20 protein-coding genes are annotated in these 25,493 nt (G+C 68.9%); 9 read left to right on the top strand and 11 right to left on the bottom strand.

The window, feature by feature from the left end:
- The first annotated feature begins 27 nt into the window (after positions 1-27).
- Positions 28-1,185, top strand: a complete 1,158-nt coding sequence (locus ACFYXF_RS27315; protein WP_389353213.1) for a Gfo/Idh/MocA family protein — start codon at positions 28-30, stop codon at positions 1,183-1,185.
- A gap of 39 nt (positions 1,186-1,224) precedes the next feature.
- Positions 1,225-2,232 carry a sugar phosphate isomerase/epimerase family protein gene (locus ACFYXF_RS27310; protein WP_389353211.1) on the top strand — a complete coding sequence of 336 codons (1,008 nt, stop codon included), beginning with the start codon at positions 1,225-1,227 and terminating at the stop codon, positions 2,230-2,232.
- Positions 2,233-2,771: 539 nt separating this feature from the next.
- Here the strand turns inward: ACFYXF_RS27310 and ACFYXF_RS27305 are convergent.
- The 6 genes from ACFYXF_RS27305 to ACFYXF_RS27280 form a co-directional block, all read right to left on the bottom strand.
- Positions 2,772-3,641 (bottom strand): helix-turn-helix transcriptional regulator, encoded by an 870-nt coding sequence (locus tag ACFYXF_RS27305; RefSeq protein ID WP_389353209.1) that lies wholly within the window; start codon positions 3,639-3,641, stop codon positions 2,772-2,774.
- 104 nt (positions 3,642-3,745) lie between these two features.
- Positions 3,746-4,084 carry a hypothetical protein gene (locus ACFYXF_RS27300; protein WP_389353206.1) on the bottom strand — a complete coding sequence of 113 codons (339 nt, stop codon included), beginning with the start codon at positions 4,082-4,084 and terminating at the stop codon, positions 3,746-3,748.
- 59 nt (positions 4,085-4,143) lie between these two features.
- Positions 4,144-4,845 carry a type 1 glutamine amidotransferase domain-containing protein gene (locus ACFYXF_RS27295; protein WP_389353204.1) on the bottom strand — a complete coding sequence of 234 codons (702 nt, stop codon included), beginning with the start codon at positions 4,843-4,845 and terminating at the stop codon, positions 4,144-4,146.
- A gap of 33 nt (positions 4,846-4,878) precedes the next feature.
- Positions 4,879-5,268 carry a nuclear transport factor 2 family protein gene (locus ACFYXF_RS27290; protein WP_389353202.1) on the bottom strand — a complete coding sequence of 130 codons (390 nt, stop codon included), beginning with the start codon at positions 5,266-5,268 and terminating at the stop codon, positions 4,879-4,881.
- 46 nt (positions 5,269-5,314) lie between these two features.
- Positions 5,315-5,914: a flavodoxin family protein gene (locus ACFYXF_RS27285; protein WP_389353200.1), complete on the bottom strand. Its 600-nt coding sequence runs from the start codon at positions 5,912-5,914 to the stop codon at positions 5,315-5,317.
- A gap of 229 nt (positions 5,915-6,143) precedes the next feature.
- Positions 6,144-7,019, bottom strand: coding sequence for a helix-turn-helix domain-containing protein (locus ACFYXF_RS27280; protein ID WP_389353198.1), 876 nt, complete (start codon positions 7,017-7,019; stop codon positions 6,144-6,146).
- A 293-nt stretch (positions 7,020-7,312) separates the two neighbouring features.
- On the opposite strand from ACFYXF_RS27280, the gene ACFYXF_RS27275 reads away from it, so the two are divergent.
- The 4 genes from ACFYXF_RS27275 to ACFYXF_RS27260 all read left to right on the top strand — a co-directional run bounded on the left by ACFYXF_RS27275 (position 7,313) and on the right by ACFYXF_RS27260 (position 11,357).
- Positions 7,313-8,329 (top strand): zinc-dependent alcohol dehydrogenase family protein, encoded by a 1,017-nt coding sequence (locus ACFYXF_RS27275; RefSeq protein WP_389353196.1) that lies wholly within the window; start codon positions 7,313-7,315, stop codon positions 8,327-8,329.
- Positions 8,330-8,420: 91 nt separating this feature from the next.
- On the top strand, positions 8,421-8,792 hold the full coding sequence (locus ACFYXF_RS27270; protein ID WP_389353194.1) for a DUF2255 family protein: 372 nt from the start codon (positions 8,421-8,423) through the stop codon (positions 8,790-8,792).
- An 18-nt stretch (positions 8,793-8,810) separates the two neighbouring features.
- Positions 8,811-10,397 carry a Na+/H+ antiporter gene (locus ACFYXF_RS27265; protein WP_389353192.1) on the top strand — a complete coding sequence of 529 codons (1,587 nt, stop codon included), beginning with the start codon at positions 8,811-8,813 and terminating at the stop codon, positions 10,395-10,397.
- A gap of 24 nt (positions 10,398-10,421) precedes the next feature.
- Positions 10,422-11,357: an NADP-dependent oxidoreductase gene (locus tag ACFYXF_RS27260; protein WP_389353190.1), complete on the top strand. Its 936-nt coding sequence runs from the start codon at positions 10,422-10,424 to the stop codon at positions 11,355-11,357.
- A 230-nt stretch (positions 11,358-11,587) separates the two neighbouring features.
- Here the strand turns inward: ACFYXF_RS27260 and ACFYXF_RS27255 are convergent, their stop codons facing one another.
- The 4 genes from ACFYXF_RS27255 to ACFYXF_RS27240 all read right to left on the bottom strand — a co-directional run bounded on the left by ACFYXF_RS27255 (position 11,588) and on the right by ACFYXF_RS27240 (position 19,069).
- On the bottom strand, positions 11,588-12,652 hold the full coding sequence (locus ACFYXF_RS27255; RefSeq protein ID WP_389353187.1) for a LacI family DNA-binding transcriptional regulator: 1,065 nt from the start codon (positions 12,650-12,652) through the stop codon (positions 11,588-11,590).
- A gap of 184 nt (positions 12,653-12,836) precedes the next feature.
- On the bottom strand, positions 12,837-14,600 hold the full coding sequence (locus ACFYXF_RS27250) for a cellulase family glycosylhydrolase (RefSeq protein ID WP_389353186.1): 1,764 nt from the start codon (positions 14,598-14,600) through the stop codon (positions 12,837-12,839).
- Between the two features lie 50 nt (positions 14,601-14,650).
- Positions 14,651-16,165: a glycoside hydrolase family 43 protein gene (locus ACFYXF_RS27245; protein ID WP_389353184.1), complete on the bottom strand. Its 1,515-nt coding sequence runs from the start codon at positions 16,163-16,165 to the stop codon at positions 14,651-14,653.
- A gap of 54 nt (positions 16,166-16,219) precedes the next feature.
- Complete coding sequence (locus ACFYXF_RS27240; RefSeq protein WP_389353183.1) at positions 16,220-19,069, bottom strand: glycoside hydrolase family 3 C-terminal domain-containing protein; 2,850 nt, start codon at positions 19,067-19,069, stop codon at positions 16,220-16,222.
- Positions 19,070-19,438: 369 nt separating this feature from the next.
- Here ACFYXF_RS27240 and ACFYXF_RS27235 point away from each other — a divergent pair, with 369 nt between their 5' ends.
- From ACFYXF_RS27235 to ACFYXF_RS27225, 3 genes are read left to right on the top strand one after another with little or no spacing between them, the layout of a single operon-like run.
- Positions 19,439-21,121, top strand: a complete 1,683-nt coding sequence (locus ACFYXF_RS27235; protein WP_389353181.1) for an ABC transporter substrate-binding protein — start codon at positions 19,439-19,441, stop codon at positions 21,119-21,121.
- Between the two features lie 59 nt (positions 21,122-21,180).
- Positions 21,181-22,176, top strand: coding sequence for an ABC transporter permease (locus ACFYXF_RS27230; RefSeq protein ID WP_389353180.1), 996 nt, complete (start codon positions 21,181-21,183; stop codon positions 22,174-22,176).
- Complete coding sequence (locus ACFYXF_RS27225; RefSeq protein ID WP_389353178.1) at positions 22,173-23,126, top strand: carbohydrate ABC transporter permease; 954 nt, start codon at positions 22,173-22,175, stop codon at positions 23,124-23,126. Before ACFYXF_RS27230 ends, ACFYXF_RS27225 begins: the two co-directional genes overlap by 4 nt.
- Positions 23,127-23,365: 239 nt before the next feature.
- On the opposite strand, the gene ACFYXF_RS27220 is transcribed toward ACFYXF_RS27225, so the two are convergent.
- The gene (locus ACFYXF_RS27220; protein WP_389353176.1) at positions 23,366-25,420 is read right to left on the bottom strand and encodes an RICIN domain-containing protein; all 2,055 of its coding nucleotides are present in this window, start codon (positions 25,418-25,420) and stop codon (positions 23,366-23,368) included.
- Between the last annotated feature and the right edge of the window lie 73 nt (positions 25,421-25,493).

Here is a 25,493-nt window from a genome sequence, read left to right as displayed (position 1 = left end):
CACGCCTGAGCAGATTGGAATCCTCCCGTGCAACACCTCGGCGTCGCACTCATCGGCCATTCGTTCATGGGAGCCGTGCACTCCCAGGCCTGGCGCGCGGTCGGCCATGCCTACGACCTTCCGGCGCGACCGGCCAGGACAGTACTCGTCGGACGCCGCGCGCAGGCTGCCGCGCACGCGGCCGAGCGGCTCGGCTGGCAGGACTCCACCGACGACTGGAAGTCGGTGCTGCGACGCGACGACGTGCACATCGTCGACATCTGCACCCCCGGCGACAGCCACGCCGAGATAGCGGTGGCCGCGCTTGAGGCAGGCAAGCACGTACTGTGCGAGAAACCCCAGGCCAACACGGTCGCCGAGGCCGAGACCATGGCGGCAGCCGCACGCCGGGCCCGCGAACAGGGGATCCGGGCGATGGTCGGTTTCACCTACCGACGCGTCCCCGCCCTCGCTCTGGCACGGCAACTCATCGCGGAGGGCCGCCTCGGCGACATCCGGCACGTGCGCGCCGCCTACCTCCAGGACTGGCTGTACGACCCCCGCGCACCGTTCACCTGGCGGCTGCAGCGTGAACGGGCCGGAGCGGGCGCCCTCGGTGACATCGGCTCGCACATCGTCGACCTCAGCCAGTATCTGCTCGGCGACACCATCGACGCAGTCTCCGCGCAGACCGCCACCTTCGTCGGCGTTCGCCCGCTCGCCGACAGCCCCGAGCGGACCGGCCAGGTCACCGTCGACGACGCGGCCGTGTTCACCGCGCGCTTCACCGGCGGAGCGCTGGCCACCTACGAGGCCACTCGGTACGCCACCGGCCGCAAGAACGCCCTCCGTATCGAGGTCAACGGGTCGTGCGGCAGCCTGGCCTTCGACTTCGAGTCGATGAACGAACTCTCCTTCTACGACGCCGCCCAGGACGCCGAGAACACCGCGGGCTTCCGCCGCATCCTCGTGACCGAGCCCGGACACCCGTATCTGGAGGGGTGGTGGCCGCCGGGACACGGGCTGGGCTACGAGCACGCATTCGTGCACCAGGCACGCGATCTGGTGACGGCGATTGCCGAAGGGACCGATCCCGCTCCGGGGTTCGAGGAAGGCCTGCGGGTCCAGAGGGTGATCGCCGCTGTGGAAGCGAGCGCAGCGGACGGCAGTCGCTACACGCGCATAGACCGCCACGGGTCGGTTTGAACCCCGCAACGAAGCCCGCAACGAACGAAGGAACCGCTGATGTCCCGTCCCGTTACCCTCTTCACCGGCCAGTGGGCCGACCTGCCCTTCGAGGAGGTGTGTGAACTTGCTGCCGGATGGGGGTACGACGGCCTGGAGATTGCCTGCTCCGGCGACCACCTCGACGTCGCCAGGGCTCTTGCCGACTCCGACTACCTGCCCGCCAAGCGGGCTCTGCTCGACAAGCACGGCCTGAAGGTTTTCGCGATCTCCAACCACCTGGTCGGCCAGGCGGTGTGCGACCACCCCATCGACGAACGCCACCGCGCCATCCTGCCCGCCCGGATCTGGGCCGACGGCGATCCCGAAGGCGTACGGCAGCGGGCTGCGGCCGAACTCAAGGACACCGCCCGGGTCGCCGCCGCGCTCGGTACACACGTCGTCACCGGCTTCACGGGGTCGTCGATCTGGCACACCGTAGCCATGTTCCCGCCGGTGCCTGCTTCGGTGATCGAGCGTGGCTACGAGGACTTCGCGGAACGCTGGAACCCCATCCTCGATGTCTTCGACGCCCAGGGTGTGCGCTTCGCCCACGAAGTGCACCCCGGCGAGATCGCCTACGACTACTGGACCACCCAGCGCGCTCTGGAAGCCGTCGATCACCGCCCCACCTTCGGCATCAACTTCGACCCCAGCCACTTCGTCTGGCAGGACCTGGATTACCTCGGCTTTGCCTGGGACTTCCGAGACCGCATCTACCACGTCGATTTCAAGGATGCGAAGAAGAACCTCAACGGCCGTAACGGGCGCCTGGGATCTCATCTGGCTTGGGCCGACCCCCGGCGGGGCTGGGACTTCGTCTCACTGGGACACGGCGACATCGACTTCGAAGCGTGCGTACGCGTCCTGAACTCCATCGGCTACACCGGTCCCCTCTCGGTCGAGTGGGAGGACGCCGGCATGGACCGCCTCATCGGCGCCCCGGACGCCCTCGCCCGGGTGCGCGCCCTCACGGCCATCGAGCCGCCCGCCGCCTCCTTCGACGCAGCCTTCATCACAGGCCGCTGAGCAGGGCGTGGATCAAATTACGGGCACGGTTCGCCCAAGCGCGGGTGTGTCCAACTCATTGACCCCCAGGGGCCATTGAGGGGCCACAAGGACAGGAACACAAGCGTTGATCGGCAAGGGCGAGTCCCACTCGCTCCACTGTGCAGGCTTCTGACCTGCGGAAGCGTCTCATCAGGGGTGCGGATTCAGAACTTTGGGCCACCGGACTGAATCCGCTGCTGGTTGGCTCGCCATCAGGGCAAGTCGCTGTAGGGCTTCGATCATGGTCGCTCGGACGGCCCGCGGATGGGTCGGCGCAGCGGGGCGGCGCGTGCGTACGCGGTGATCGAAGAGTCGGTCATGCCTTCTGTTCTCCTACACGTCCGCGGGCAGCGACCTGAGCCGTAGGGCTCCTCGGTGCGCGTCCGGGATTCGAGCCATCGCTCCTCATCCTGTGGCGGAGGCGCCGCCGGGTTAAGGACCACTTGCCGACGAATTGGTTCCCGTGTGGAGGGAGGAGGGCGTGCGGTGGACAATCCCGACGTGCCCGGACCGTGCGGTCAGGCGGAACTGCCGCTGGTCGAGTGGCTGGGGTCCGCTGCCCAGGACGCCAGCATGCGCAGGCTGTCGTGGGTGGGCGTGCCGGATTCGGCGGTCCAGACGATGATCTGCAGGTCGGGGTCGGCAGCCCAGGTCACGGCGTTCCAGTCGAGATGCAGATCGCCCACGACGGGGTGGCGCAGGTGCTTGGTCCCGGTGTCGCGGACGGCGACGTTGTGGGCTGCCCACCACTGGTTGAATTCACTGTCCCGGACCGAGAGTTCGCCGACCAGAGCGGCCAGTTGCGCGTCCCCGGGGTTGTTCGCGTTGTGCATCCGCATCTGGGCGATGGCCAGCCGGGTGACACCCTCCCAGTCCGCGTACAGCTCGCGCATCGCGGGATCGGTGATGAGCAGCCTGATGTAGTAGCGCTGCTTCTCGGGGATCTTGCCGAAGTCGGTGATCAGGGCCGCGCCCATGGCGTTCCAGGCGACGATCTCGGTGCGCGGACCGATCACGAAGGCGGGAGTGTGCGCCATGTCGTCGAGCATGCGCTGCAACTGCGGCTGCGCCTTTATGCGCGGCTGCCTGCGGGGAGGGCGGAAGTCGTCCTTGACCGCGAGCTCGTACAGGTAGGCACGCTGATCGTCGTCCAGGTGCAGCACCCGGGCCAGGGAGTCCAGCACGGACGGCGAGGGCTGGATACGGCCCTGTTCGAGGCGGGCGTAGTAGTCGGTGCTGATGGCCGCCAGTACGGCGATCTCCTCACGGCGCAGGCCCGCGACACGACGCGAGCCGCCGTCGGGCAGACCGACGGCGGCCGGGTCGAGCTCGGCGCGGCGCGCTTTGAGGAATTCCCCAAGATCGTGACGGTGAGGATCGCGGTTCATGCCATCACCCTGACATCGGAGACGAGTGTTGTCAGGGGGAGAGATTTGTCCCTGGAAGCCTCACCGTCAAGAGGACGCGCGACCTGCGGTCGTCGCCCAAGGGTTCAGCGGACGCGGCTCCACTTTCCGTGGAGCTGGACGAACTCGCTGCCGATGACGGAGCTGGCCATGCAGGTGCCCTCCGTGTAGTCCTCGATGTGGGTGACGTGGTCACCGGCGTCGGGCTCGGTCCAGCGCACGACGTACAGGCCGTCGCGGAGCTGGGTGGTGGTGTACTCCATCGTCTGCTTCCGGCCCTTGATGGCACCTCCCGTCACCTCGAAGCTGACCTGGGTCGCCGAATCGAAGGTGATCTCCACCGTGAAGTGGCCGAGCGGGGTGTCCGGGCCGAGGTCCGCCAGCCAGGTCTGGCCCACGCTGGGGAGAGTCGCGTTGCTGTCCATCCGTACTACCTCTTTCTTCGAACGTTGAGCGGTGTGGTGCGGGGTGGTGCGGAGTGTGGTCAGCCGAGGGCCTTGACCACTTCCCGGGCGAGCGGGACGGCCGATGCGGGGTTCTGGCCGGTGATGAGGGTGCGGTCCACTTCGAGGTGGGGGGCGAAGTTGTCCTCACCCTTGTGGTAGTCCGCGCCCACGTCCGCGACGAGACGGTCCTGGAGCAGCCACTTCGCCCGGTCGGCGAGACCGTTCTGGATCTCCTCGGAGTTGGACAGGCCGGTCAGGCGGTAGCCGGCGAACGGGGACTTTCCGTCGGCGTCCACCGTGGACAGCAGTGCGGCCGGGCCGTGGCAGACCAGGGTCACGAGCTTGCCGGAGGCGAGCCAGTCGCTCAGCAGCCTGCCGGCCGCGGGGTCGTCGGACAGGTCCTCCATCGGGCCCCAGCCGCCGGGGACGAACACCGCGTCGTAGTCGTCGATGTTCACGTCCTCGATGCGGATCGGGTTCGCCAGTTCGGTGGCCTCGCGCAGGGCGGTCTTCATCTGCTCGGCGCCCTCAGGTCCGCCGTTGAAGTCCGGCGTCAGGCTGAGCGCGTCGGCGGTGGGCGGTACGCCGCCCGGGGTGGCCGCGGCGATCTCGTAGCCGGCCTCCTTGAAGACGCCGTACGGACCGATGGCCTCCTCGGCCCAGAAGCCGGACGGCTGCTCGAACCCGTCGGCCAGGGTCCAGTGGTCGGCGGCGGTGATGAGGAAGAGGATCTTCGCCATGGGGGGGGTGCTCCCTGGGATGAGTGCGGGCGGTCAGTTGTTCGCGGCCTGCTGGACGACGTGGCTGTCGGCGGCCTGGATCAGGTGGGTGAGCTTGCCGTCGCCGACCGTCCACAGGTGGATGAAACGCGCCTCCGACTCCAGTCCGGACTTGGACACGGCGTGGTAGTGACCGCGTACGAAGACGTGCTCACCGGCGTCGTAGAACTCCTCGGCCACCGCACCGAAGGACGTGAAGCGGGGCGCGAGCCGGCCGAAGAAGTCACCACCGACGCTGGCCCAGGTCTTGTAGACGCCGCCGTAGGGGAAACCGGGCGTGATGTCCCAGACGATGTCGGGGTCGATGACCTCGGCGACCACGTCCGGGGCCATGCCGGAGTCGTAGAGCCGACGGACGAGGGCGAGGTTCGGGGAGTCGGACATGATGCTGCTCCTTTTGCGGGTCGGGCTGCGGAAGAGTTCTCGGGGTTCAGGCGGCGAGGGCGGCGCGGCCGGCGCGGAAGAACGCGGTCTGCCGGGCGACTCGGGCGCCGAGGCCCTCGGCGGTGGCGATGTCCGACTTGTGGACCGCCTCCGGGCCAGCATCGACCGGGGTCTGCGCGCCCGCACCGACGAAGTAGCCCAAACGGTTGACGTCGTCCTCGCTGCCCTCGGTGGAGGCCCAGCCCGGCTGAACGCCGAGGCTGACCCAGTGCATGCCGTGCTGGGCGGCCATGGTGAAGAAGTAGCCCAGGGTCGAGGACTTGTCGCCGTTCTTGGCACCGGAGTTGGTGAAACCGGCGGCGATCTTGTCGGCCCAGGTCTGGGTGTACCAGCGCTTGCTGCTGGCCTCGGCGAAGGTGTGGAAGGCGGCGGAGGCGGTGCCCATGTAGGTGGGGGCACCGAAGATGATCGCGTCGGCGGCGTCCAGCTGCGCCCACTGCTCGTCGGTGATCGTGTCCACGGGGATGGAGATCACCTCGGCACCGGCTGCCGCGGCACCGCGCGCCACTGCCTCGGCGATGACAGCGGTGTGGCCGTAGCCGGAGTGGAACGCGACGGCGACCGTGGGGCGAGAGGTGGAGGACATGAGGGTATTGCTCCTCGAAAAGGATTGCGTGAATCGTTCTCCGGAAGCATGGCACGGAATTCGACGGCGAAGGTAGGAAGGATTTGTCCCTGGTCGGGATTCGTTCCTGGTAGCGATTCCCCGATCACGAGGAGGAAAGCGCAGAGGGTGTGCCGGAAATCGCAGCAGCCCATTTACGCCGGGCTCTGCCGCCATTTCCCTGTACTGGCAGGAAAGGAGACCGCGCCCGTCAGCTGGCGGTGTCGGACACGGAGTCGTCCTGCCTGGTCGCCGTCCAGGAGGAGAGAAAGCGCAGCCCCTCGTAGGCGCGCGAGTCGGGTTCGGCGCTCCAGACGATCAGCTGCTGATCGGGATCGGCCACGCAGGTGAGGGCGTCCCAGGCAAGGGCGAGCTCACCGGCGACCGGGTGGTTGAACACCTTGGTGCCTCCGGCGCGGGGGGCCAGATGGCGGCCTCCCCACCACTGACGGAACTGGTCGTCCTGGACCGACAGCTCACCGACGAGGGCGGTCAGTCTCCGGTCGTCGCAGCAGGCCGCGGCCTGCTGCCGCAACACGGCCACAACGTTGCGGGCGGAGTCCTCCCAGTCGGCGTACAGCGTTCTCATGGCCGGGTCGGTGAAGAGCCGGCGGACGTAGTTGCGGTGCGGCTTGGGGATTTTCGCGAAATCGGTACCGAACAAGGCGGCGGCCATCGGGTTCCACGCCAGGATGTCCAGGTGCCGGCCCAGGATCATGCCGGGGGCCACACTCAGCTCGTTCAGCACGGTACGCAACCGGGGGTGCGCCCTCTGCGGAGCGCGCCGCCGCGCGCCACCGGCCTCCCGTCCGGCCAGCTCGAACAGCTGGTCCCGCTGCTCGTCGCTCAGGTGCAGGACGCGAACGAGCTCGGACAGCAGGGACGCGGAGGGGGCCGTACGGCCCTGCTCCAGGCGGGTGTAGTAGTTGGTGCTGATGGCGGCCAGTACGGCCACCTCGTCCCGGCGCAGACCGGCCACGCGCCGGTGCCTGTCGGTTTCGGGCAGGCCGACCGTACGGGGGCTGAGCTCGGCCCGGCGGGCCTTCAGGAATTGGCCCAGCTCCTTACGGTGCGCACTGCTGGTCATACTGCCCAGTGTGCGCTGCCCGCCACTCGGCTGGGTAGGAAGGTTTTATCCCTGGTTACTTCTGCCCCGAGGTGGAATTCTCCTGTGCACAGGTCTTGCGGGCGGTGGCAGAGTCAGAGACCGGGAATTGCATTTCTCAGGCCGTCGACGCTAGCAGCAGCACAGCTACGCACGAAGAGAATCACGATGGAACTCCTGAAGCGTCCGCCGACCGGCAAGGACCACCCGCCGGCGCGAAGACCCCACCCGCGCCCGAGCCACCCCCACACAAGAAACGCATCAGGAGAAAAGACATGCGCGCAACGCTGATCCACGCCCCCGGCGACATCCGGGTGGAGGACGTCCCCGAGCCCAGGATCGTCAAGCCGACGGACGCGATCATCCGCACCGTCGCCACCTGTGTGTGCGGCTCGGACCTGTGGCCGTACCGCGGCCTGGAGCCCGTCGGCGACCCGCACCCGATGGGCCACGAGTACGTCGGCGTCGTCGAGGAGACCGGCAGCGAGGTCACGCACGTCAAGCCCGGCCAGTTCGTCGTCGGCTCCTTCGCCACCTCCGACAACACCTGCGCCAACTGCGCGAAGGGCTGGCAGTCCTCCTGCCTGAACCGCGAGTTCATGAGCACCTGCCAGGCCGAGTACGTGCGCATCCCCAACGCCCACGGCACCCTGGTCGCCACGGACGAGCACCCCTCCGCCGATCTCGTACCCGGCCTGCTCGCCGTCTCCGACGTGATGGGCACCGGCTGGTGGGCCGCCCTGGCCGCCGAGGTCAAGCCGGGCTCGACGGCCGTCGTGGTCGGTGACGGAGCCGTCGGCCTGTGCGGGGTCATCGCCGCGAAGGAACTCGGCGCGGAGCGGATCATCGCCATGTCCCGGCACGACTCCCGGCAGAAGCTCGCCCTGGAGTTCGGCGCCACCGACATCGTCAGCGAGCGCGGCGACGAAGGCATCGCCCGCATCAAGGAGCTGACCGGCGGCATCGGCGCCGACTCCGTCCTGGAGTGCGTCGGCACCGCCGAGTCCATGAGCCAGGCCCTGCACTCCGCGCGACCGGGCGGCAACGTCGGCTTCGTCGGCGTCCCCCACGAGGTCGCCGTCGACGGCCAGGAACTGTTCTTCTCCCAGGTCGGCCTGCGCGGCGGCCCCGCCCCCGTACGCCGCTACCTGCCCGACCTGATCGACCGCGTCCTGACCGGCCGCATCAACCCCGGCAAGGTCTTCGACCTCGCCCTGCCCCTGGACCAGGTCGCCGAGGGCTACAAGGCGATGGACGAGCGCCGCGCCATCAAGACCCTGCTGACGCCCTGACCCCGTTCACCTCGTGGGCGTGAGCCGCGCCGACCGCGCTCACGCCCACGAGGGCACACCCCCGCCGCACGGTCGTAGAGGAGGCACACCCATGACGACCTGGACGAACGACGAGCTGACCCGGATCGAGCACGCCGAGGAACTGCGGATGGCCCCCTCGCGCAGCGACGGAACGCCGCGCACGCCCGTGCCGATCTGGGTCGTCCGCGACGGCGACGACCTCTACGTCCGCTCCTTCCGCGGCAGCGCCGGCGCCTGGTACCGCGCGGCCCGGGCCGGCCACGAGGGCCACATCCGCTCCGGCGGCGTCGACAAGGACGTCACCCTCGTCGAGGTCACCGACCCCGACGTCAACGACCGCGTCGACTCCGCCTACCGCACCAAGTACGGCCGCTACGGCGCGAGTTACGTGAATCCCATGGTGGCGTCGCGGGACACGACCCTGAAGCTCGTACCCCGCTGAATCCCAGGAGGGAACCCCTTGCTCGGCCTCGAACTCGTCGTGGTCCTGGGCGTGGCCGTGCTGGTCGGCAACGCCGTGGGACAGCGCCTCGGCATCGCCCCGCCCGTCGTCCTGCTCGTGACGGGCGTGCTCCTGGGATTCGTCCCGGCCGTACGGAACGCGCAACTGCCCCCGGAAGTCGTGCTGTTGCTCTTCCTCCCGGTGCTGCTGTACTGGGAGAGCCTGACCACCTCCCTCCGGGAGATCCGCACCAACCTCCGCGGCATCCTGCAACTGAGCACCGTACTCGTCATCCTCACCGCGTGGGCCGTCGCGGCTGCCGGGCACGCCCTCGGCCTGCCGTGGGGACCGGCGTGGGTGCTCGGCGCGGCCATGGCGCCGACCGACGCGACGGCGGTCGGTGTCCTCGCCCGCGCCCTGCCGCGCCGCCAGGTCACCATCCTGCGCGCGGAGAGCCTGGTCAACGACGGCACGGCCCTGGTCATCTACGGTCTCGCCGTCGGCATCACGGTCGGCGAGGAACACCTGAGCATCCCGCACGTCGGCGGCTTGTTCCTGCTCGCCTACGGCGGCGGGGCCGCGGTCGGGGTGGCGGTCGCATGGGTGAACATGAACCTGCGGCGCCGCCTGACCGATCCCCTGCTGGGCAACCTGGTCATGATCCTGGCGCCCTTCACCGCCTACCTGCTCGCCGAACTCATCGAGGCCTCCGGCGTCCTCGCTGTGGTCGTCAGCGGCCTGATCATGTCCCAGGTCGCCCCGCGCATCATCCAGGCCGAACACCGCACGCAGGCACTGGCGTTCTGGCCGCTGGCCACCTTCATCATCAACGGGGCGCTGTTCGTCCTGGTCGGGGTGGAACTGCAGTACGCCGTCCGCGACCTGGGCCGTGCCGATCTCCGGGACGCGCTGATCGCGGTCGGTGTCATCTGCGTGGTGCTCGTCGCCGTACGCTTCGCGTTCCTGTACGCCTCCACCTACCTGGTCCGCGCGATCGACCGCCGTCCCCAGCAGCGCACGCTCCGCGTCGGTCACCGGACCCGGGTGGTCAGCGGGCTGGCCGGGTTCCGGGGCGCGGTCTCGCTCGCGATGGTGCTCTCGGTCCCGCAGACCCTCGACTCGGGCGAGGCGTTCCCCGACCGCAGCTTCATCGTCTTCGTCACCTCCGGAGTCATCCTCGTGACGCTGGTCGTGCAGGGACTCCTGCTGCCGGTGGCGGTGCGCTGGGCAAAGCTGCCGCCCGACACCTCGGTCGACGAAGAACACGACCTCGCGGAGACCGCCGCCATCGAGGAGGCGATCAAGGCAATGCCGCAGCTCGCCACCGGTCTGCGGTCCGAGCCGAAGATCGTCGAGTGGCTGCGCCAGGAGTACGAGGCCCACCTTGCGTCCGTCCGGGCCAGGAGCGCGGGCGCCCACGACGACCCCGCGGTGCTCCAGCACCAGGACTACCTCGCGCTGCGCCTGGCCCTCATCGCCAACAAACGCGCCACCGTCGTCCGGCTGCGCGACGAGCGCCGGATCGACGACACCGTACTGCGCCGCCTGCAGGCCGCCCTCGACAGCGAGGAGATCCGCCTGTCGGGAGGCGCGGCGGTCGAATGAGTGACCTCTGAGGAAGGACGTTCCATGAAGGCGATAGGACTGACCGCGTTCGGCGGGCCCGAAGTACTGCGGGTCCTGGACCTCCCGGTCCCCGAGGCGGGACCGGGCGAGATCCGCATCCGGGTGCACGCGGCGACGGTCAACCCCGTCGACACACTGGTGCGCCGCGGAATCGCCTTCGTCTCCGACGCCGAGCCGCCCTACGTTCCCGGGATGGACGCGGCCGGCGTGGTCGAGCAGATCGGCGAGGGAACCGACACCGGTCTCGCCGTCGGCGACCGCGTCATGGCCGTCGTGGTCGTCTCCGGGACGCACGGCGCGTACGCCGAACACGTGGTCGTTCCCGCCGAGTCGGTGGTCCGCGCACCGGCGGGCACCACCGACGTCGAGGCCGCCACGCTGCCGATGAACGGGCTCACCGCCCGGATGGCGCTGGACCTGCTGGAACTTCCCGCAGGCGCCACTGTGGCGGTCACCGGAGCGGCAGGCGCGGTCGGCGGCTACGCCGTCCAGCTGGCAAAGGCCGACGGGTTCCGGGTGATCGCCGACGCGGCACCGAAGGACGAACTGCTGGTGAAGGAACTCGGGGCGGACGTCGTACTGCCACGCGGCGCCGAGTACCCGGACCTGGTACGCGTGGAGATACCCGAGGGTGTCGACGGACTCGTCGACACCGCGGGCATCGCCGCTCAGGCCGTCCGCGCCGTGCGCGACGGCGGCCGGGTGGCCTCGTCGGTCGGCGGCACCCAGGTGCCCGCCGAACGCGGCATCGAGACCAGGTTCACGTTCGTGCCACAGTACGCACGCGAACACGCCAAGCTCGACCGCCTGCGCGAACTGGCGGAGGCGGACCGGCTCACCCCGCGGGTCGCGCGGACGCTGCCGGCCGAACAGGCCGTCGAAGCACACCGGTTGCTGGAGGCGGGCGGCCTCCGGGGACGGGTGATACTCACCTTCTGAGCGGACCACAGCGCTTAAGGTGCTGCTCGCCTGCCACCGACGTCATCCGCAGGACCTCGCGACGGGCCGGGCCGTGGTGACCGCTGTCACCGGCACGTGGATCTCGACGTACCGGACGATCAGGCGGGGCACGTGGACGGCAGGGCGGCTGGTTCGTAGGGGCATGCACTCGTGAACGCCGGAGGGGTGTCGTCCTGAAGGCGTGTGGCCCGTGGGCCACATCAGCGGCCTCAGACCTTCCTCGGCTTCTCCGGGGGTTTCGCCGTGCTGCCGCGCACGGTGAGCGTGGTGGCGATCTCCACGCCGATCTGCGCCGGCCTCTCGCCGCGGCCGAGAGAGAGCGCGAGTTCGGTGGCTGCCGCCGCCATCTCCGTCAGCGGCTGGTGAACGGTCGTCAGCGGTGGGTCCACCCACGCCACGACAGGGAGGTCGTCGAAACCCACGACGCTGAGGTCGTCGGGAATGGTGAGTCCCAGTTCGCGGGCGGCCTGGTAGACACCCAGTGCCTGCAGGTCGTTCGAGGCGAAGACGGCTGTGGGCCGCTCGCTCCGCACCAGCAGTTCACGCGCGGCTTCGCTGCCGCCTTCCCTGGTGAGCGGTGCGTTGATCACGAGGCCGGGATCGGTGGGCAGGCCTGCCGCCTCCAGGGCGGAGGTGTAACCGGCCTGCCGCGCACGGAAGCAGGAGACATCCCGGGGTCCGCCGATCATCGCTACGCGGCGGTGCCCGAGGTCGATCAGGTGCCGGGTCGCCGACTGCCCACCGCGCCAGTTGGTGGCGCCGACGAAGGGCACGTCGTCGGGGGGCTCCTCCGTCGGGTCGAAGACGACGAAGGGGATGCCCTTGACGCTGAGTTGCTCGCGCTCCTCGTCGGACAGTTGGGCGACGGACAGCACGCAGTGCGGTCGGCGGCCCACCATGTCTTCCACGGTCCGTGTGGGTGCGTCATGGAGCCCGAACTCCGAGACCATCACTCCCACCCGGTTCTTGCTGGCCACTCGCTCGACGCCACGGATGATCTCGACCGCCCACAGGCTCTTCAGCTCGCGGAACACCAGCTCCATGGTGGTGTTCCGGCTGCCCGGCGGCTTCTTGTAGCCGTAGCGGTTGATCAGTTCCTCGACGCGGGTGCGGGTGCCGCTGGAGACGCCCGACCTGCCGTTGAGCACCTTCGAAACGGTGGGGATCGAGACTCCTGCCGTCTCCGCGATGTACGCGATGGTGACCGGTCCCCGAGGTTCGTCGGGAACGTCTCCCACGTGCTCCGCCGACGCATCCGCCCCGTTGTCCGCCACGCTCGCCTTCCCTCGCTGCCGCAGCTCTTTGTGTTTTCGTCGTTCCCCGGTTCATTGTGGCACTTCAGGCCGGTGAGCGACCGCCGCGCGTGTTTCTCCCACTTGTTCCGCGGCGCTTCGTGTTTCGTGACTGGCCCGGTCACGGGTAATGGCACCGCGACCGGGCCGACGTGGATCCTCAGGGTCAGGTGCTCGACCCCGTCACCGTGGTGCCGGAGCGGGTGACCTGGTACGTCACGGTGGTGCCGCTCCAGAAGTGGAAGGTGAGGGTGACCGGCGCGCCGTCGGTGAGACTGCCCAGGAAGGCTGGGGTGAGGCCGATCGCCCGGCCAGGGTAGTCCGGGGAGAACGTCGTGTTGAACTGCTGGTAGGAGGTCCAGGTGGCGGTGCCGGCGTTGGACCCGTCCGCGTACCTCGCCTCCATGGTGGCCAGTTCGTCACCCCGGAAGTCCGTGGGGACGACCAGGCCGCTGCTCGTGCCGGACGCGTTCGAGAGCACGGGTGCGTCGTACGTGCGGATGTGGACGGGCCAGGGCAGACCGCAGGAGAAGCGGAACTGGATGGTCGAGTTCGCCCCGTAGCCGCGGTCCCCGGCGAGGCGGGTGAGAGCGGCGGCGGTGAGGGTGACCCGGTCTCCGGAGACGGTGTAGTCACGGCCCTGGGTGAGCTTCCGGTTGCCCTGCCACACCCCGCGGAAGGAGGCTCCGTTCGGGTTCAGAGTGAGCGTCTGCGCGCCGATGGTGCCCGACTTGGGCAGGTACACGGTGTCGCTGGAGGCGGTCCCGGAACGCGTGGTCCAGGCGGACCTGATCCGGTTGATCAGCTCCAGGTCACGCCACTGCAGGGTCTCCCTGTTGAGGTAGTTGAAGGCGTCCCACAGTGCGGTGGTTACCCCGTTGACCCGGGCCTCGTGACCGAGTTGTTCGAAGTACTTGAACGCCTCGCCGCGCTCGACCGTGGCCGGGTGGTTGAAGTCCGGGTAGTTGAGGAGGCCGAACTCCCCCAGGTACACCGGGATGCCCTTGGCGACGAAGATGTCGTGCATGTGCTTGAAGGCCTGCGTCATGTCCTGCTGCGAGACGGTCTCGTAGCGGGTGTAGCCGGCGATGTTGACGCTGAAGGGCCAGAACCCGTAGTAGTGCACGGTCGCGACGAGGTTGTCGTCCTGCAGCGAGGCCATCTCGGCCGAGAGGTTCTCCAGCAGCGACTGGCTGGGCGTGCAGTACACGGTGGGCAGGAGCAGCAGCCTGTCGGTGTTGCCGCCGCCGGAGGCGCGGACGATGTGGTGGAACGAGGTGTTGAGTTCGTTCAGCAGCTGTTGGTCCTGGGCGTCGGTGGCGTTGTTGAACTGCGGTTCGTTGACGCTCTCGAAGAGCAGGAGGCGCGGCTCGTCCCTGAAGGCGTCGGCGATCTGGGTCCAGGTGGCGTTGAACCGGGCCAGCACTCCGTCGTGGTCGGAGGGCATGTCGGCGATCCACGTCCACGAGTCGTGGTGGAGGTTGAGGTCCACGTAGAGGCCGTCCGCGATGGCCCAGTCGACGACCTGCTTGACTCGGTTCATGAAGGCGGGCTCGATGGTGTACGGCGCCGTCGACGACTGGTGACTGCCCCAGGTGACGGGGAGCCGGACACTGCGGAAGCCCTGGGCCTTCACGGTGTCGAGCAGGGCCTTGGTGATCGGCGGGTTGCCCCAGGAGGTCTCGTCCGGGATGGCGTCCAGCGTGTTGCCGAGGTTCCAGCTGGGCTCCATGGCCTTGACAACGGCCATGCGGTCGGAGGGCACCGCGGACGCCTGGGGCGCTTGTGAGGCGGCGAAGGCGGCGCCGCCCCAGGCGAGGTGGGTCGCGGCTATGAGCCCGAGCAACAGGCCGACGAACCGGCGGAGCGGTCTGGGGCTTCGGTGGCCGTTCTCATGCCCACGCCTCGTGAGGCGTTGTGTCCGGTGCATGGTGAGATCCCTTCTGTGCGGGTGGGTTTCGCAGAGCTGAGGACTCCTCGTCAGCAGGAGCCGGGGACGTAGTCGAACCAGTCGAAGTGCACGGCCCCGTCGACGGCGTACAGGCCGACGACCCGGCCGGTGAAGCCTCCGGCGACCTCGGTCGAGAGGTAGCGGCCGTCCAGCGAGGCCACGTCCGTCGTCGTCCCGTCGGGCGCCTCGACGCCGAAGACCAAGGAGTCGGGACCAGTGCGGGAGTCGTGGGGCCCAGGGGCCTTTCCGGTGCGCACGGTGAGCACGAAGGGACCTGCGGGCAGCGGTAGTTCCGCTGACATGGAGCGCAGCGACCCGACGCGGGCGATCACCCGGACCGTGCGCTCGGACGTGGCTTCGATGGCGTAGTGGTGCCGGTCGTCCAGGCGGACGGCCAGGCCGCCGGTGCCTTCGGAGCAGTCGGCGGAGGTCCGCGCCTCGAAGCCGAGGTGCTGCTGGCGCCGCCCGAGGAAGATGACACCGGGCTCGTCCAGGGAGGTCCCGCGGGCGCGCAGGGTGAGATGGCTGGGGCGCTCCTTGGTGGAGTAGTGCTCGGCCGGGCGGTCGTGCAGCGAGATCCAGGAGGGCCGCAGCTCGTTCGAGTCGAAGTCGTCGCGCTCGGCCGGTGCCGTGGTCGGTACCAACGGCCAGGGCATCTGCGGGAGTTCGGGGTCGACCTCACCGACGACGGGCCAGCCGTCGATCCAGGAGACGGAGGCAAGGAAGGTCTCCCGGCCCAGGATGTGCCACCCGGGGGTGCCGCCCTGGGGACGGACGCCCAGCAGCACCATCCACCAGGAGCCATCAGCGGCCTGGACGAGGTCGGCGTGGCCGGTGTTCTGGATCGGCCGGTTGGTGCTGCGGTGGGTCAGGATCGGGTTGGCCGGGCAGGGCTCGAAGGGGCCGTTGGGAGAGGTGCCGCGGGCGATGGAGACGCCGTGGCCGCGCTCGGTGCCGCCCTCGGCGATCATCAGGTACCAGTGGTCGCCGATCCGGTACAGGTGCGGGGCCTCCGGGGCGGCGGCACCCGGGGTCCCGGACCACACCGGCTGCGGCTCACCGAAGGTCTCGCCCGTGCTCGGGTCGATACGGACCTGGGCGACCCCGGAGATGGTGCACCAGCAGTTGCCTTCCTCGTCCCAGGCCAGGTCGGGGTCGATGCCGGGGACTCCGGGCAGGCGGACCGGGTCGGTCCAGGGGCCGGCGGGATCGGTCGCGCTGACCACCAGATTGCCCTCACCGGGGGCGACATTGGTGACGATCAGCCAGAACCGTCCGTCGTGATGGCGCAGGGTGGGTGCGTAGAGACCGCCGGAGGAGGGGGTTTCCCTGGGCAGGCGAAGCTGGCCGGGCCGGTCCAGGGCATTGCCTATCTGGGTCCAGTGCACCAGGTCCCGACTGTGGAAGAGGGGAATGCCGGGGAAGTACTCGAAGCTCGAACAGGCGAGGTAGTAGTCCTCGCCGACACGGCAGACGCTGGGGTCGGGGTGGAAACCCGGGATCACCGGGTTGGTGGCGGATGTCGTCGCCTTCTCGTCGTACACCTCGTCAGGTCCCTTCGGTTCTTGGTCTGTGGTTCGGTGGATCCGGACGGCGGTTCAGGGTGCGAAGGTCAGCGTGCGCAGCCGCTGTTCGCCGGTGAGGACGATCCGCAGGTCGTGAACGCCCTCCAGTTGCTCGGCCAGCGGGGCGGTGACGGTGGTCCAGGCGTAGCGGTCACCCGTGACGGGCACATCGAGGGACGCCAGCCTGCGGTCTCCCGTGTGGAGTTCGAGCACGGCGGCGGCGCCCTCCCCGGTCCGGGACACCTCGACCGCGAGCCGGCCCGCGCCGCTCAGGTCCACCTGGCGGAAGAGCAGCGTCGCGGTCTCATCGGCCGGGGTCACCGCGTCGCCGTCCTCCCGGGTGGCGTCGACCAGGGCGAGGTCCTCGTAGTCGTCGAAGTCGACCGCGCACAGGGGGCTTTCGAGCGCGCGGCGTGACCGTGGGGCGGGGCCGGTGACGGTCAGCTGCGTGGTCAGGGCGGGAGCCGCCGCCGAGTGGGCGAGCACCAGTTCGTAGCGGCCGGGGTCCACGGTGAAGGCACCGGTGACCACGTCCCAGTGGGACAGCGTCTCGGCGACCGGCAGCCGGAACTCCAGCTCCGCTGTCTGGCCCGGTGCCAGGCGCGCCTTGCGGAAGCCGACGAGTTTCAGCCGGGGAGCGTGGTAGCGGGCGTCCAGGGCTCGGGCGTAGAGCTGCACGGTCTCCGTGCCCGCGCGCGGCCCGGCGTTGCACAGCGAGACCCGGACCCGGATCTCGCCGTCCTGACCCAACCCTTTCTGGTCCAGGGCGAGTTGGGTGTAGTCGAAGCGGGTGTAGGAGAGGCCGTGGCCGAAGGCGTAGAGCGGGGCGGCCTGGTGGTACTGGTACGTCCAGCCGGCCTTGATGATGTCGTAGTCCAGGCGGCCGGGCAGCTCGTCGTCGCCCCGGTACCAGGTCTGCGGGAGGCGGCCGGCCGGGTCGGCCTCGCCGTACAGCACGCGGGCCAGGGCCCGGCCGGTCTCCTGGCCGGCGTGCGAGATCCACAGCACCGCGGGCACATGCTCGTCGGCCCAGTCCAGCGCGTAGGGGTAACTGGACATGACGACCAGCACGGTGTCGTCATGGACCGCGACGACCTCGCGCAGCAGCCGGTCCTGCTGGGGCGGCAGTCGCAGACCGGCCCGGTCCGTGGTCTCCTTGCCGTTGATGTGCGGGTCGTTACCGACCACCACGACGACCGTGTCGGCGCTCCGCGCGGCCGCGACGGCCTCGGCGACACCGTCGCGCACCACGGTCCGGGTGAACCGGACGGCCTGCTCCGGGGTCTCGGCGGTCATGGTGAGGAGACCGGTGTCCGGATCCGCCTGGGCGTAACGGCTGTTGCAGATGTTGAAGAGCAACTCCGCTCCGTCCCCGGCGGGTTCGATGCGGAAGGTTTCGTGGACCTCCCATTCACCGGGCTGGTCCCGGTCGGCGGCGACCTGCTGGTCGTCGTCGCGCAGCGAGGCGTAACGGCCGGTGGCGGCGGAGCGCAGGGTGAGCACTCCGAGGTCCCAGTCGAAGAGGTCCCACTGGGCGGCGGGGTCGGCGTCCTGGGCATCCGTCACAACCAGCCGTCCCTCCGGGCCCACGGCGGTGAGGGCGCGGCCGTCGGCGGTGCGCAGCACGATCCGGTCGATACCCTCGATGCCCTCGACGCCCAGGCCGTCGGCGACGGTGACCCGGTACGGGTGGCTGCCGCTGTACCAGTCCTCGAACAGGGTGCGGGCGAGCGGCCCGACCACGGCCACGCGTCGGTCGGTGGCGAGCGGCAGCACGCCGGTGTTCTTGAGCAGAACGATCGACTCGGTGGCCGCGCGCAGCGCGAGCGCCTGGTGTTTTGGGGAGTTGACGACATCCCAGCCGATACCCGCGTACGGGTCCTGCTCGGGGTCGAACTCGCCGAGCCGGAAACGTATCGACAACTGACGGCTCACGGCGCGGTCCACGTCTGCCATCGACAGCAGGCCGCGCTCCAGGGCGGCGCTGATCCGGCCGAAGGTGGTGGCGCTGTCCTCGAAGTGGTCGGTGAAGCTGTCGATGCCGGCCTTCAGCGCGGCGGCGTGCGACTCGGCGTGGTCGTCGAAGTAGTGCTCCGGGTCGACCAGGTTCGAGGGGGCATCGGCGTCGCTGACGACGAAGAGTTCGTGGCCGGTGGGCTTCGCCCACTCCCGCAGCTGCTGCTCAAGGAGCGGACTGACGTGGCAGGGACGGCCGTTGACCAGGTTGTAGGCCGCCATCACGCCGGTGGCCGCGCCGGTGGCAACGGCCGGCCGGAAGGCGGCGAGGTCGTACTCGTGCAGGACCCGGGGGCGCAGGCCGGAGGAGGTGGTGCAGCGGTCGTCCTCGTTGTTGTAGGCGAGGAAGTGCTTGAGGACCGGTGCGGTGCGCAGGTGGTCCGGGTCGTCGCCGGACATACCGCGGCAGAAGGCGGCGCCGAGCCGCGAGGTGACCAGGGCGTCCTCGGAGTAGCCCTCCTCGTTGCGGCCCCAGCGCGGGTCGCGCAGCAGGTTCACCACGGGGGCCCAGCCCTGGAGGCTGTTGCGACCGGTGCCGATGACCGGGGGACGGTGGTGGTGGAAGGCGCGCTGCTCGACGGAGACCGCCTCGGCGACCTCGCGGACCAGGTCCTCGTCCCAGGTCGCGCCCAGCCCGACGGCCTGCGGGAACGTGGTGGCCTCGCCGAGCCAGGCGACGCCGTGCAGGGTCTCGGTGCCGGTGCGGAACTCGGCGACACCCAGGCGGGGAACGGCGGGCGCGTACTGGTGCAGCATCGCGACGCGTTCCTCCGGCGTGAGCCGGTGGAGCAGGTCTTCGACGCGTTCGGCCAGCGGGAGCCCCGGGTCGCGGAAGGGCAGCGTGGCGGAGACGGCAGCGGTACTCACAGGTGAGGTCCCTTGCGGAGTGCGACGACGGGGGTGGACGGCACCGTACGGCCGGGTCGCAGGGCCTCGATGCCGCGTGTTGAAGCGCTTCGACGCTGGCATGGGCTTGACGAGACGTCAAGAGAAAGTTTCCAAGAAACTTCTGTTTCTAAATGAGCGTTTCGGTTTCCTGCACGACCCTTGCCCGGCGCCCCAGGACGCGCTTAATCTCTCGGCGATGTCGAAGCGCTTCGACAGGCGGGCAACGATCCATGCCGCGTTTCAACGTCCTCGAAGCCGCTCACGCCTCCCGCACCGAGGTCGGGCGGCCACCGCGCAGCCCTCGCACGACGTTCGTCACAGAACCTCAGAGCCGAAGGACCGCCCACCATGAACATCGCAACAAATCGCAGAGCCTTCGTGAACGGCGCCATCGCCGTCGCCGGGGCCGCCGCCCTGTCCCCCTTGCTGTCCGCGTGCGGAAACGGCTCCTCCGGCTCGAAGGGGGGAACCAACTCCAGGTCGGGGCTGGCCGCCGCGCTTCCCAAGTACCAGGCCAGCACCTCGGTGAAGCCCGACATCCCGTCGGTCACCGGACCCGACGGAGCGTTCACCAGCCCGGGTTTCCTGTCCTACCCGGCCCACCCCGTGACCACGGTGCGGGGAACCCCCGGCAAAGGCGGCAGCTACACCGCCGTGACACCGATCTGGGGGACCCTGCCCTCTCCGGACAACTCCTACTACCGGGCCATGAACAAGGCCCTCGGCATCGACCTGACCATGAAGCCGGCCAACGGCAACGACTACGCGACCGTCGTCCCGACGATGACCGCGTCCAAGAAGCTGCCGGACTGGGTCCAGCTGCCGTCCTGGTGGAACGCCACCTTCAATGTCAGCGCGCTGGCGGGCACCCAACTGGCGGACCTCACCCCGTACTTGTCCGGCGACAAGATCAAGAAGTATCCGAACCTGGCCGCGATCCCCACCGGCGCCTGGCGGGCCGCCGCCTGGCAGGACAGGATCTACGGCATCCCTTCCTTCGCCGGCGGCATGGCCGTGGCGGGGGCCGTCTTCTTCCGCGCGGACGTCCTGGGGGCGCGGGGCATCACAGCGGACCAGGTCAGATCCGCCGACGACCTGTGGAACCTGGGCAAGGAGCTGACCGACGCCAAGCGCGGCGTGTGGGCCTTCGACGACGTGTGGACCTACCTGTACCAGGCGTGGGGAGTCCCCAACAAGTTCACCATCGAGAAGGGCAAGCTCGTCCACAAGTACGACAAGCCCGAGTTCCTGGAGGCCCTGAACTGGCACTACCGGCTTGCCAAGGCCGGTTACGTCCACCCGGACGCGCGGGCGGGCGACACCAACAACGGCCTCTCCCGGTTCTACGCCGGCAAGGCCCTGATCGAAGGCGGCGGCACCGGCGCGTGGAATCTCGCGGACCACCAGTCCGGCGTCGCCGCGAACAAGAACTACCGCCGTGCGGCCTTCGACGTCATCTCCGCCGACGGCAGGTCCAAGCCCCAGACCTTCCTCGGCCCTTCCACCAGCATCATGAGCTACCTCAACGCCAAGCTCAAGGGCGACCAGATCGAGGAGCTGCTGGCCGTCGCCAACTACCTTGCCGCGCCTTTCGGTTCGGCCGAGTACACGCAGGTCGTCTACGGCGTGGAGGGTGTCCACTACACGATGGTGAACGGCATTCCCTCCTACACCGAGGAGGGCAAGAAGACCGCACAGCAGCAGACGTTCAACTTCCTGGCCTCCGCCCCGCAGGTCGTCAGCAACCCGGGCGCCAACGCGGTGACCGAGGACTACACGGCCTGGTCGGCCCGGACCGTGAAGTACGTCTACAAACCGGTGTTCTGGAACATGAACATCACCGTGCCCAAGCGCTTCGCCACTGCCGACACCGCGCAGGCCGTCGAGGACGCGATCAAGGACTGCTACCACGGCATCAAGAAGGTCTCGGACGTCCAGGCCGCCATCGCGTCCTGGAAGTCCAGCGGCGGCGACCGGCTCACCGACTGGTACCGGACCGCCGTACTGGAGAAGAGCGGCAGCGGCCAGTAGCAGACGACGGCGTGCGGACCGGCCGCGTGACAGCGGCCGCCGCACAGCGAGGAGGAGCGGTGGCCGCAACGATCACCACCAAGGACAAGAAGGAACCCACGCCGGCAGCGGTCGAGGGCGGCGAGGAGTCGGTTCCCCCGGCGAACCGCATGAGTCTGCGGCTGCAACTGCGCCGGGACAAGTCACTGATCATCATGACCCTGCCGGCGGTCGCGCTGCTGCTGGTCTTCAACTACGCCCCGCTCTTCGGCCTCATCACCGCCTTCGAGTACTACGACCCGCTGGTCGGGGTGGTGCACAGCGACTGGGCCGGCCTCGACCAGTTCCGGCAGCTCTTCGACGACCCGCTGTTCTGGCAGGCGCTGCGCAACACCCTCTGGCTCAGCTTCGTCCAGCTGATCCTCTTCTTCCCCGTGCCGATCGGGCTGGCGCTGCTGCTGAACACGGTGCTCAGCGAACGGCTGCGGAACTTCATCCAGTCCGTGGTCTACCTGCCCCACTTCTTCTCCTGGGTGCTGGCCATCACCCTCTTCCAGGAGATGCTCGGCGGCGCCGGAGTGCTCAACCACTTCCTCGCCCAGCACGACCTGGGCCCCTGGAACATCATGACCGACCCGGACACCTTCGCACTGCTGGTCACCTCCCAGGCCGTGTGGAAGGAAGCCGGCTGGGGCGTCATCGTCTTCCTCGCCGCCCTCGCCGCCATCGACCAGAACCTCTACGAGGCCGCCGCCGTCGACGGCGCGGGCCGCTGGCGCCGGATGTGGCACATCACCCTCTCCGGCATGCGGGGCGTCATCGTGCTGATGCTCGTACTGCGCCTGGGGAACGCCCTGTCCGTCGGCTTCGAGCAGTTCCTGATCCAGCGCAACGCCGTCGGCCACGACACCGCCGACGTGCTGGACACCTTCTCCTTCTACTACGGCATCGCCACCAACAACTACAGCTACGGTGCCGCGGCCGGACTGTTCAAGAGCGTGATCTCCCTGCTCCTGATCTGGGGCGCCAACAGGATCGCGCACGCCTTCGGTGAGGACGGGTTGTATCGCAGATGAGCCAGACACTGACTCCCACGCAGACCACCTCGGCCCTCCGGCCCGACCGCCACCGCGGCCGTGCCGTGTGGGAGGAGGAGCCGACCGTCGCCGGTCAGACTCTCAAGGGAGGCGTCCTCGTCCTGGTCCTCGCCGCCGTCCTGGTGCCGCTCTACATCGTCGTACTCACCAGCTTCTCCACCCCCGGCGCCATCAACCGCGCCGGCGGACTGGTGCTCTGGCCCGACGGTCTCACCCTCGGCGCCTACCGGCAGATGTTCACCGACGGCCCGGTCACCCGCGCCGTCCTCGTCAGCCTCTTCATCACCGTCATCGGCACAGTGCTGTCCATGGTGGTCTCGGTGCTGTGCGCCTACGGCCTCTCCCGGTCCCGCTCGCTCGGCCACCGCAGCATCCTGATGGTGCTGATCGTCACCATGTTCGTCAGCGGCGGGCTGATCCCCACCTACCTGGTCGTCACCGGCCTCGGCGGCTACGGCCAGTACTGGGCGCTGATCCTGCCCAGCGCCGTCTCCGTCTTCAACATCCTGGTCCTGCGCTCCTTCTACTCCGGCACCGCCGCGGATCTGATCGACGCGGCCCGGATGGACGGATGCAGCGAATGGCGCATCCTGTGGTCGGTGGTGCTCCCCACCTCCCGCGCGGTCACCGCGGTCGTGGCCCTCTTCTACGCCGTCGGCTACTGGAACGCCTTCTTCAACGTGATGCTCTACATGCCCACCGACAGCGCCAAGTGGCCACTGCAGTACGTGCTCCTGCAATACGTCAACTACGGCCTGACCATGCCCGGATCGGTCAACAACGGCTACGGCGGCACCCACATGCAGACGGCACCGCAGTCACTCCAGATGGCCGTGGTGGTGCTGACGCTGGTCCCGATCCTGCTGGTGTATCCCTTCATGCAGAAGCACTTCAAGACCGGTGTACTCACCGGGGCGATCAAGGGCTGACCCGTGGGAAGCAGAGGGGTGACCACCGGCGGGGGTGACACGGACCCAGGCGGCCAACGCACAGGCGTCGTTCCGAGCACGGTGAGCTACGTTCCCAACGGCAGGCACTCCGTCGCCGGGCCCCTCTGAGCAGCCGCAGTCCGAGTCCGCACCAAGGCCTCCTGACACTCGGTACGCATCGCGATCCCGAGTGCCAGGAGGCCCTTCTTGAAACGGACGAGGCTTTACGCGACGACCACTCAGTTGATGCGGACGATCTTCCAGAGCTGGTCGTCGACGTTCAGGTCGTTCCACTGGATGACGGATGCGCCATCGGCGGTGGAGGACTGGGCAACGCCGACGACGAGGCCGCTGCTGACGTTATTGAGCTTGTAGTAGCCGTTGCCCGCGTCGGTGAGGGTCCACCTCTGTGAACCGGCGGTGGAGGGCGTGTTCTGGACGACGGCGGCTCCGGCAGCGGTGGAGCCGATGTCGAGGTTGAGGTTGCTGCTGACGCCCTTGATGGTCCAGGCACCGCCACCCGCGGACTGGAAGGTGAACAGCTGGCAGAAGCAGGCCGAGTTCTGCCACTGGTCAGCGGCCGTCCCGGCGGAAGTGGAGTCCCTCGGGATGTCGAGGTACTTGCCGCTGTTCCTGTTGACGAGGACGTACTGTCCGGTGCCCAGCGGGGGCAGCGCGGTCTGCGTGAAGTTCCAGCGCTGGCAGGAACAGCCGGTGCCGCTCCACTGGCCGGCGGTGGCACCGGTGGCGGTGGAAGCGCTGGGTATCTCGAGGTACTTGCCGGTGACGCGGTTGGTGATCGTGTAGCCGCCGGACTGGTGCGGGGCGACGGCCCACTCGTGGTCAAGAGTGCCGTTGTCGTCCCACTGCAGGACCTTGGCACCGTTGGCGGTGGACTGGTTCTCCACGCCCAGGACCTTGCCACTGGCCACGTTGAAGATCTTGAAGTAGCCGGACGGCTGCTGGACGAAGCGCCACTGCTGGTCGTCGGCGTTGGTCGTGTTCTGCTGGGTCGCGCCAGTGCCGTTGCTGGTGGAGCCACCCGCGATGGTGAGCCTGAGACCGCTGTTCGCGTTGGAGACGGTGTAGGTGGCGCCGTTCGAGATACCGCCGCCAAGGTCGACGACGCTGTACGTGACCGGGTTGACGCCGGTGCTGCGCCCGCGTCCCCCACTGAGCACCATCAGGCTGTGGCCGTCGGCGAGCGGGAGCATGCCCCGGCTGTAGCCGCCGGCGACGTTGGAACGCATCCGGGTCCAGGCGTTCGCGGCCCCGTTCTCCGTGTTGACGAACAGGTCGTCCTGGCTCTCGCCGCTCAGGACGAGGGTGCCGTTCGGGCCACCGGTGGGCAGCCAGGTGATGAAGGGTGCTCCGCTGGGGATGACGCCGTCGGTCGACCGCAACACCCGGCCCGTGACGGCGCCGAAGCCCTCCGGGTCGGCGGAGATCTTGTAGTAGACGGAGCACCGGCCCTCGGGGGCGTTGCAGTACTCGTAGCTCATCACGTAGTTGCCGTTGGGCAGCCGGGTGACCACCGGCATGCCCGGGCGGTCCGCGTAGGTGGGCATCGACACGTCGTCCACGACCGGGCCCCAGTTGCGCAGGTCCGTGGAGACCTGGTGGACGATCTCCTGGCCGTGGGCGGTGTCGCGCTGGTCGGAGTAGTAGACGATGAGTCTGTCACCGGACAGCAGGAAGTAGGGCTCCCAGACGGGGGTGTAGCCGTTGGTGGAGAACGCCGGGCCGCCGGTGGCGATATTGGTGACGAAGGTCCAGCTCTGACCTCGGTCGGTACTGGCGTACAGGTCGATCCTGCTGCCTCCCCACCGGTCGTACGGCACCGAGTCACCTGCGGCGAGGATGGTTCCGGCGGGGAAGCCGCCCATGGCGCGGGGCAGTTCGAACAGCTCGGGCTCCCAGCGCATGCCCCAGCCGTTCTGGGTGTCGGCGACCTCGGAGATCTTCGTCCAGGAGGTGCCGTTGTCGGTGGAGCGGTAGATCGGGAAGACGGGCATGTCCTCGCGGTACTGCTCGAAGGTGGCGAGCAGGGTGCCGTTGGCCGAGCCGTTGTTCTGCAGACGCATCGCTCGCGGATAGAACGTGCCGGGCGAGAGGGCGTTCGAGGGCGGGGTGTACAGCGTCTGCGACGGACGGGACTCGGCCGCCGCAGGGCCCACGGCGAGCAGGGTGAGCGTCCCCACCGCGACGATCAGGGCCAGCAGCAACGTCAGGAGGGACAGGGAACGGGAACGCGGAACGGCGCCGGGTCTGACGCCTGTTCGGACAGGGAACATGTGCGGCTCTCAGAGGATAGGGAGAGGAATGTGTTCTGGTGCCCGCCGTGCCCCGGATCGGTCCGGAAGGCAC

This window comes from Streptomyces sp. NPDC002680 (assembly GCF_042889145.1).
Lineage (GTDB): Bacteria > Actinomycetota > Actinomycetes > Streptomycetales > Streptomycetaceae > Streptomyces > Streptomyces adonidis.
The sequence above is the reverse complement of the archived record's forward strand: the minus strand, read 5'-3'. Positions and strand labels throughout refer to the sequence as shown.

Coding starts and splice junctions, on each gene's coding strand:
- ACFYXF_RS27310 (WP_389353211.1), top strand. CDS start 1,225: ATGTCCCGTCCCGTTACCCTCTTCACCGGCCAGTGGGCCGACCTGCCC.
- ACFYXF_RS27305 (WP_389353209.1), bottom strand. CDS start 3,641: ATGAACCGCGATCCTCACCGTCACGATCTTGGGGAATTCCTCAAAGCG.
- ACFYXF_RS27300 (WP_389353206.1), bottom strand. CDS start 4,084: ATGGACAGCAACGCGACTCTCCCCAGCGTGGGCCAGACCTGGCTGGCG.
- ACFYXF_RS27295 (WP_389353204.1), bottom strand. CDS start 4,845: ATGGCGAAGATCCTCTTCCTCATCACCGCCGCCGACCACTGGACCCTG.
- ACFYXF_RS27290 (WP_389353202.1), bottom strand. CDS start 5,268: ATGTCCGACTCCCCGAACCTCGCCCTCGTCCGTCGGCTCTACGACTCC.
- ACFYXF_RS27285 (WP_389353200.1), bottom strand. CDS start 5,914: ATGTCCTCCACCTCTCGCCCCACGGTCGCCGTCGCGTTCCACTCCGGC.
- ACFYXF_RS27280 (WP_389353198.1), bottom strand. CDS start 7,019: ATGACCAGCAGTGCGCACCGTAAGGAGCTGGGCCAATTCCTGAAGGCC.
- ACFYXF_RS27275 (WP_389353196.1), top strand. CDS start 7,313: ATGCGCGCAACGCTGATCCACGCCCCCGGCGACATCCGGGTGGAGGAC.
- ACFYXF_RS27270 (WP_389353194.1), top strand. CDS start 8,421: ATGACGACCTGGACGAACGACGAGCTGACCCGGATCGAGCACGCCGAG.
- ACFYXF_RS27260 (WP_389353190.1), top strand. CDS start 10,422: ATGAAGGCGATAGGACTGACCGCGTTCGGCGGGCCCGAAGTACTGCGG.
- ACFYXF_RS27250 (WP_389353186.1), bottom strand. CDS start 14,600: ATGCACCGGACACAACGCCTCACGAGGCGTGGGCATGAGAACGGCCAC.
- ACFYXF_RS27235 (WP_389353181.1), top strand. CDS start 19,439: ATGAACATCGCAACAAATCGCAGAGCCTTCGTGAACGGCGCCATCGCC.
- ACFYXF_RS27225 (WP_389353178.1), top strand. CDS start 22,173: ATGAGCCAGACACTGACTCCCACGCAGACCACCTCGGCCCTCCGGCCC.
- ACFYXF_RS27220 (WP_389353176.1), bottom strand. CDS start 25,420: ATGTTCCCTGTCCGAACAGGCGTCAGACCCGGCGCCGTTCCGCGTTCC.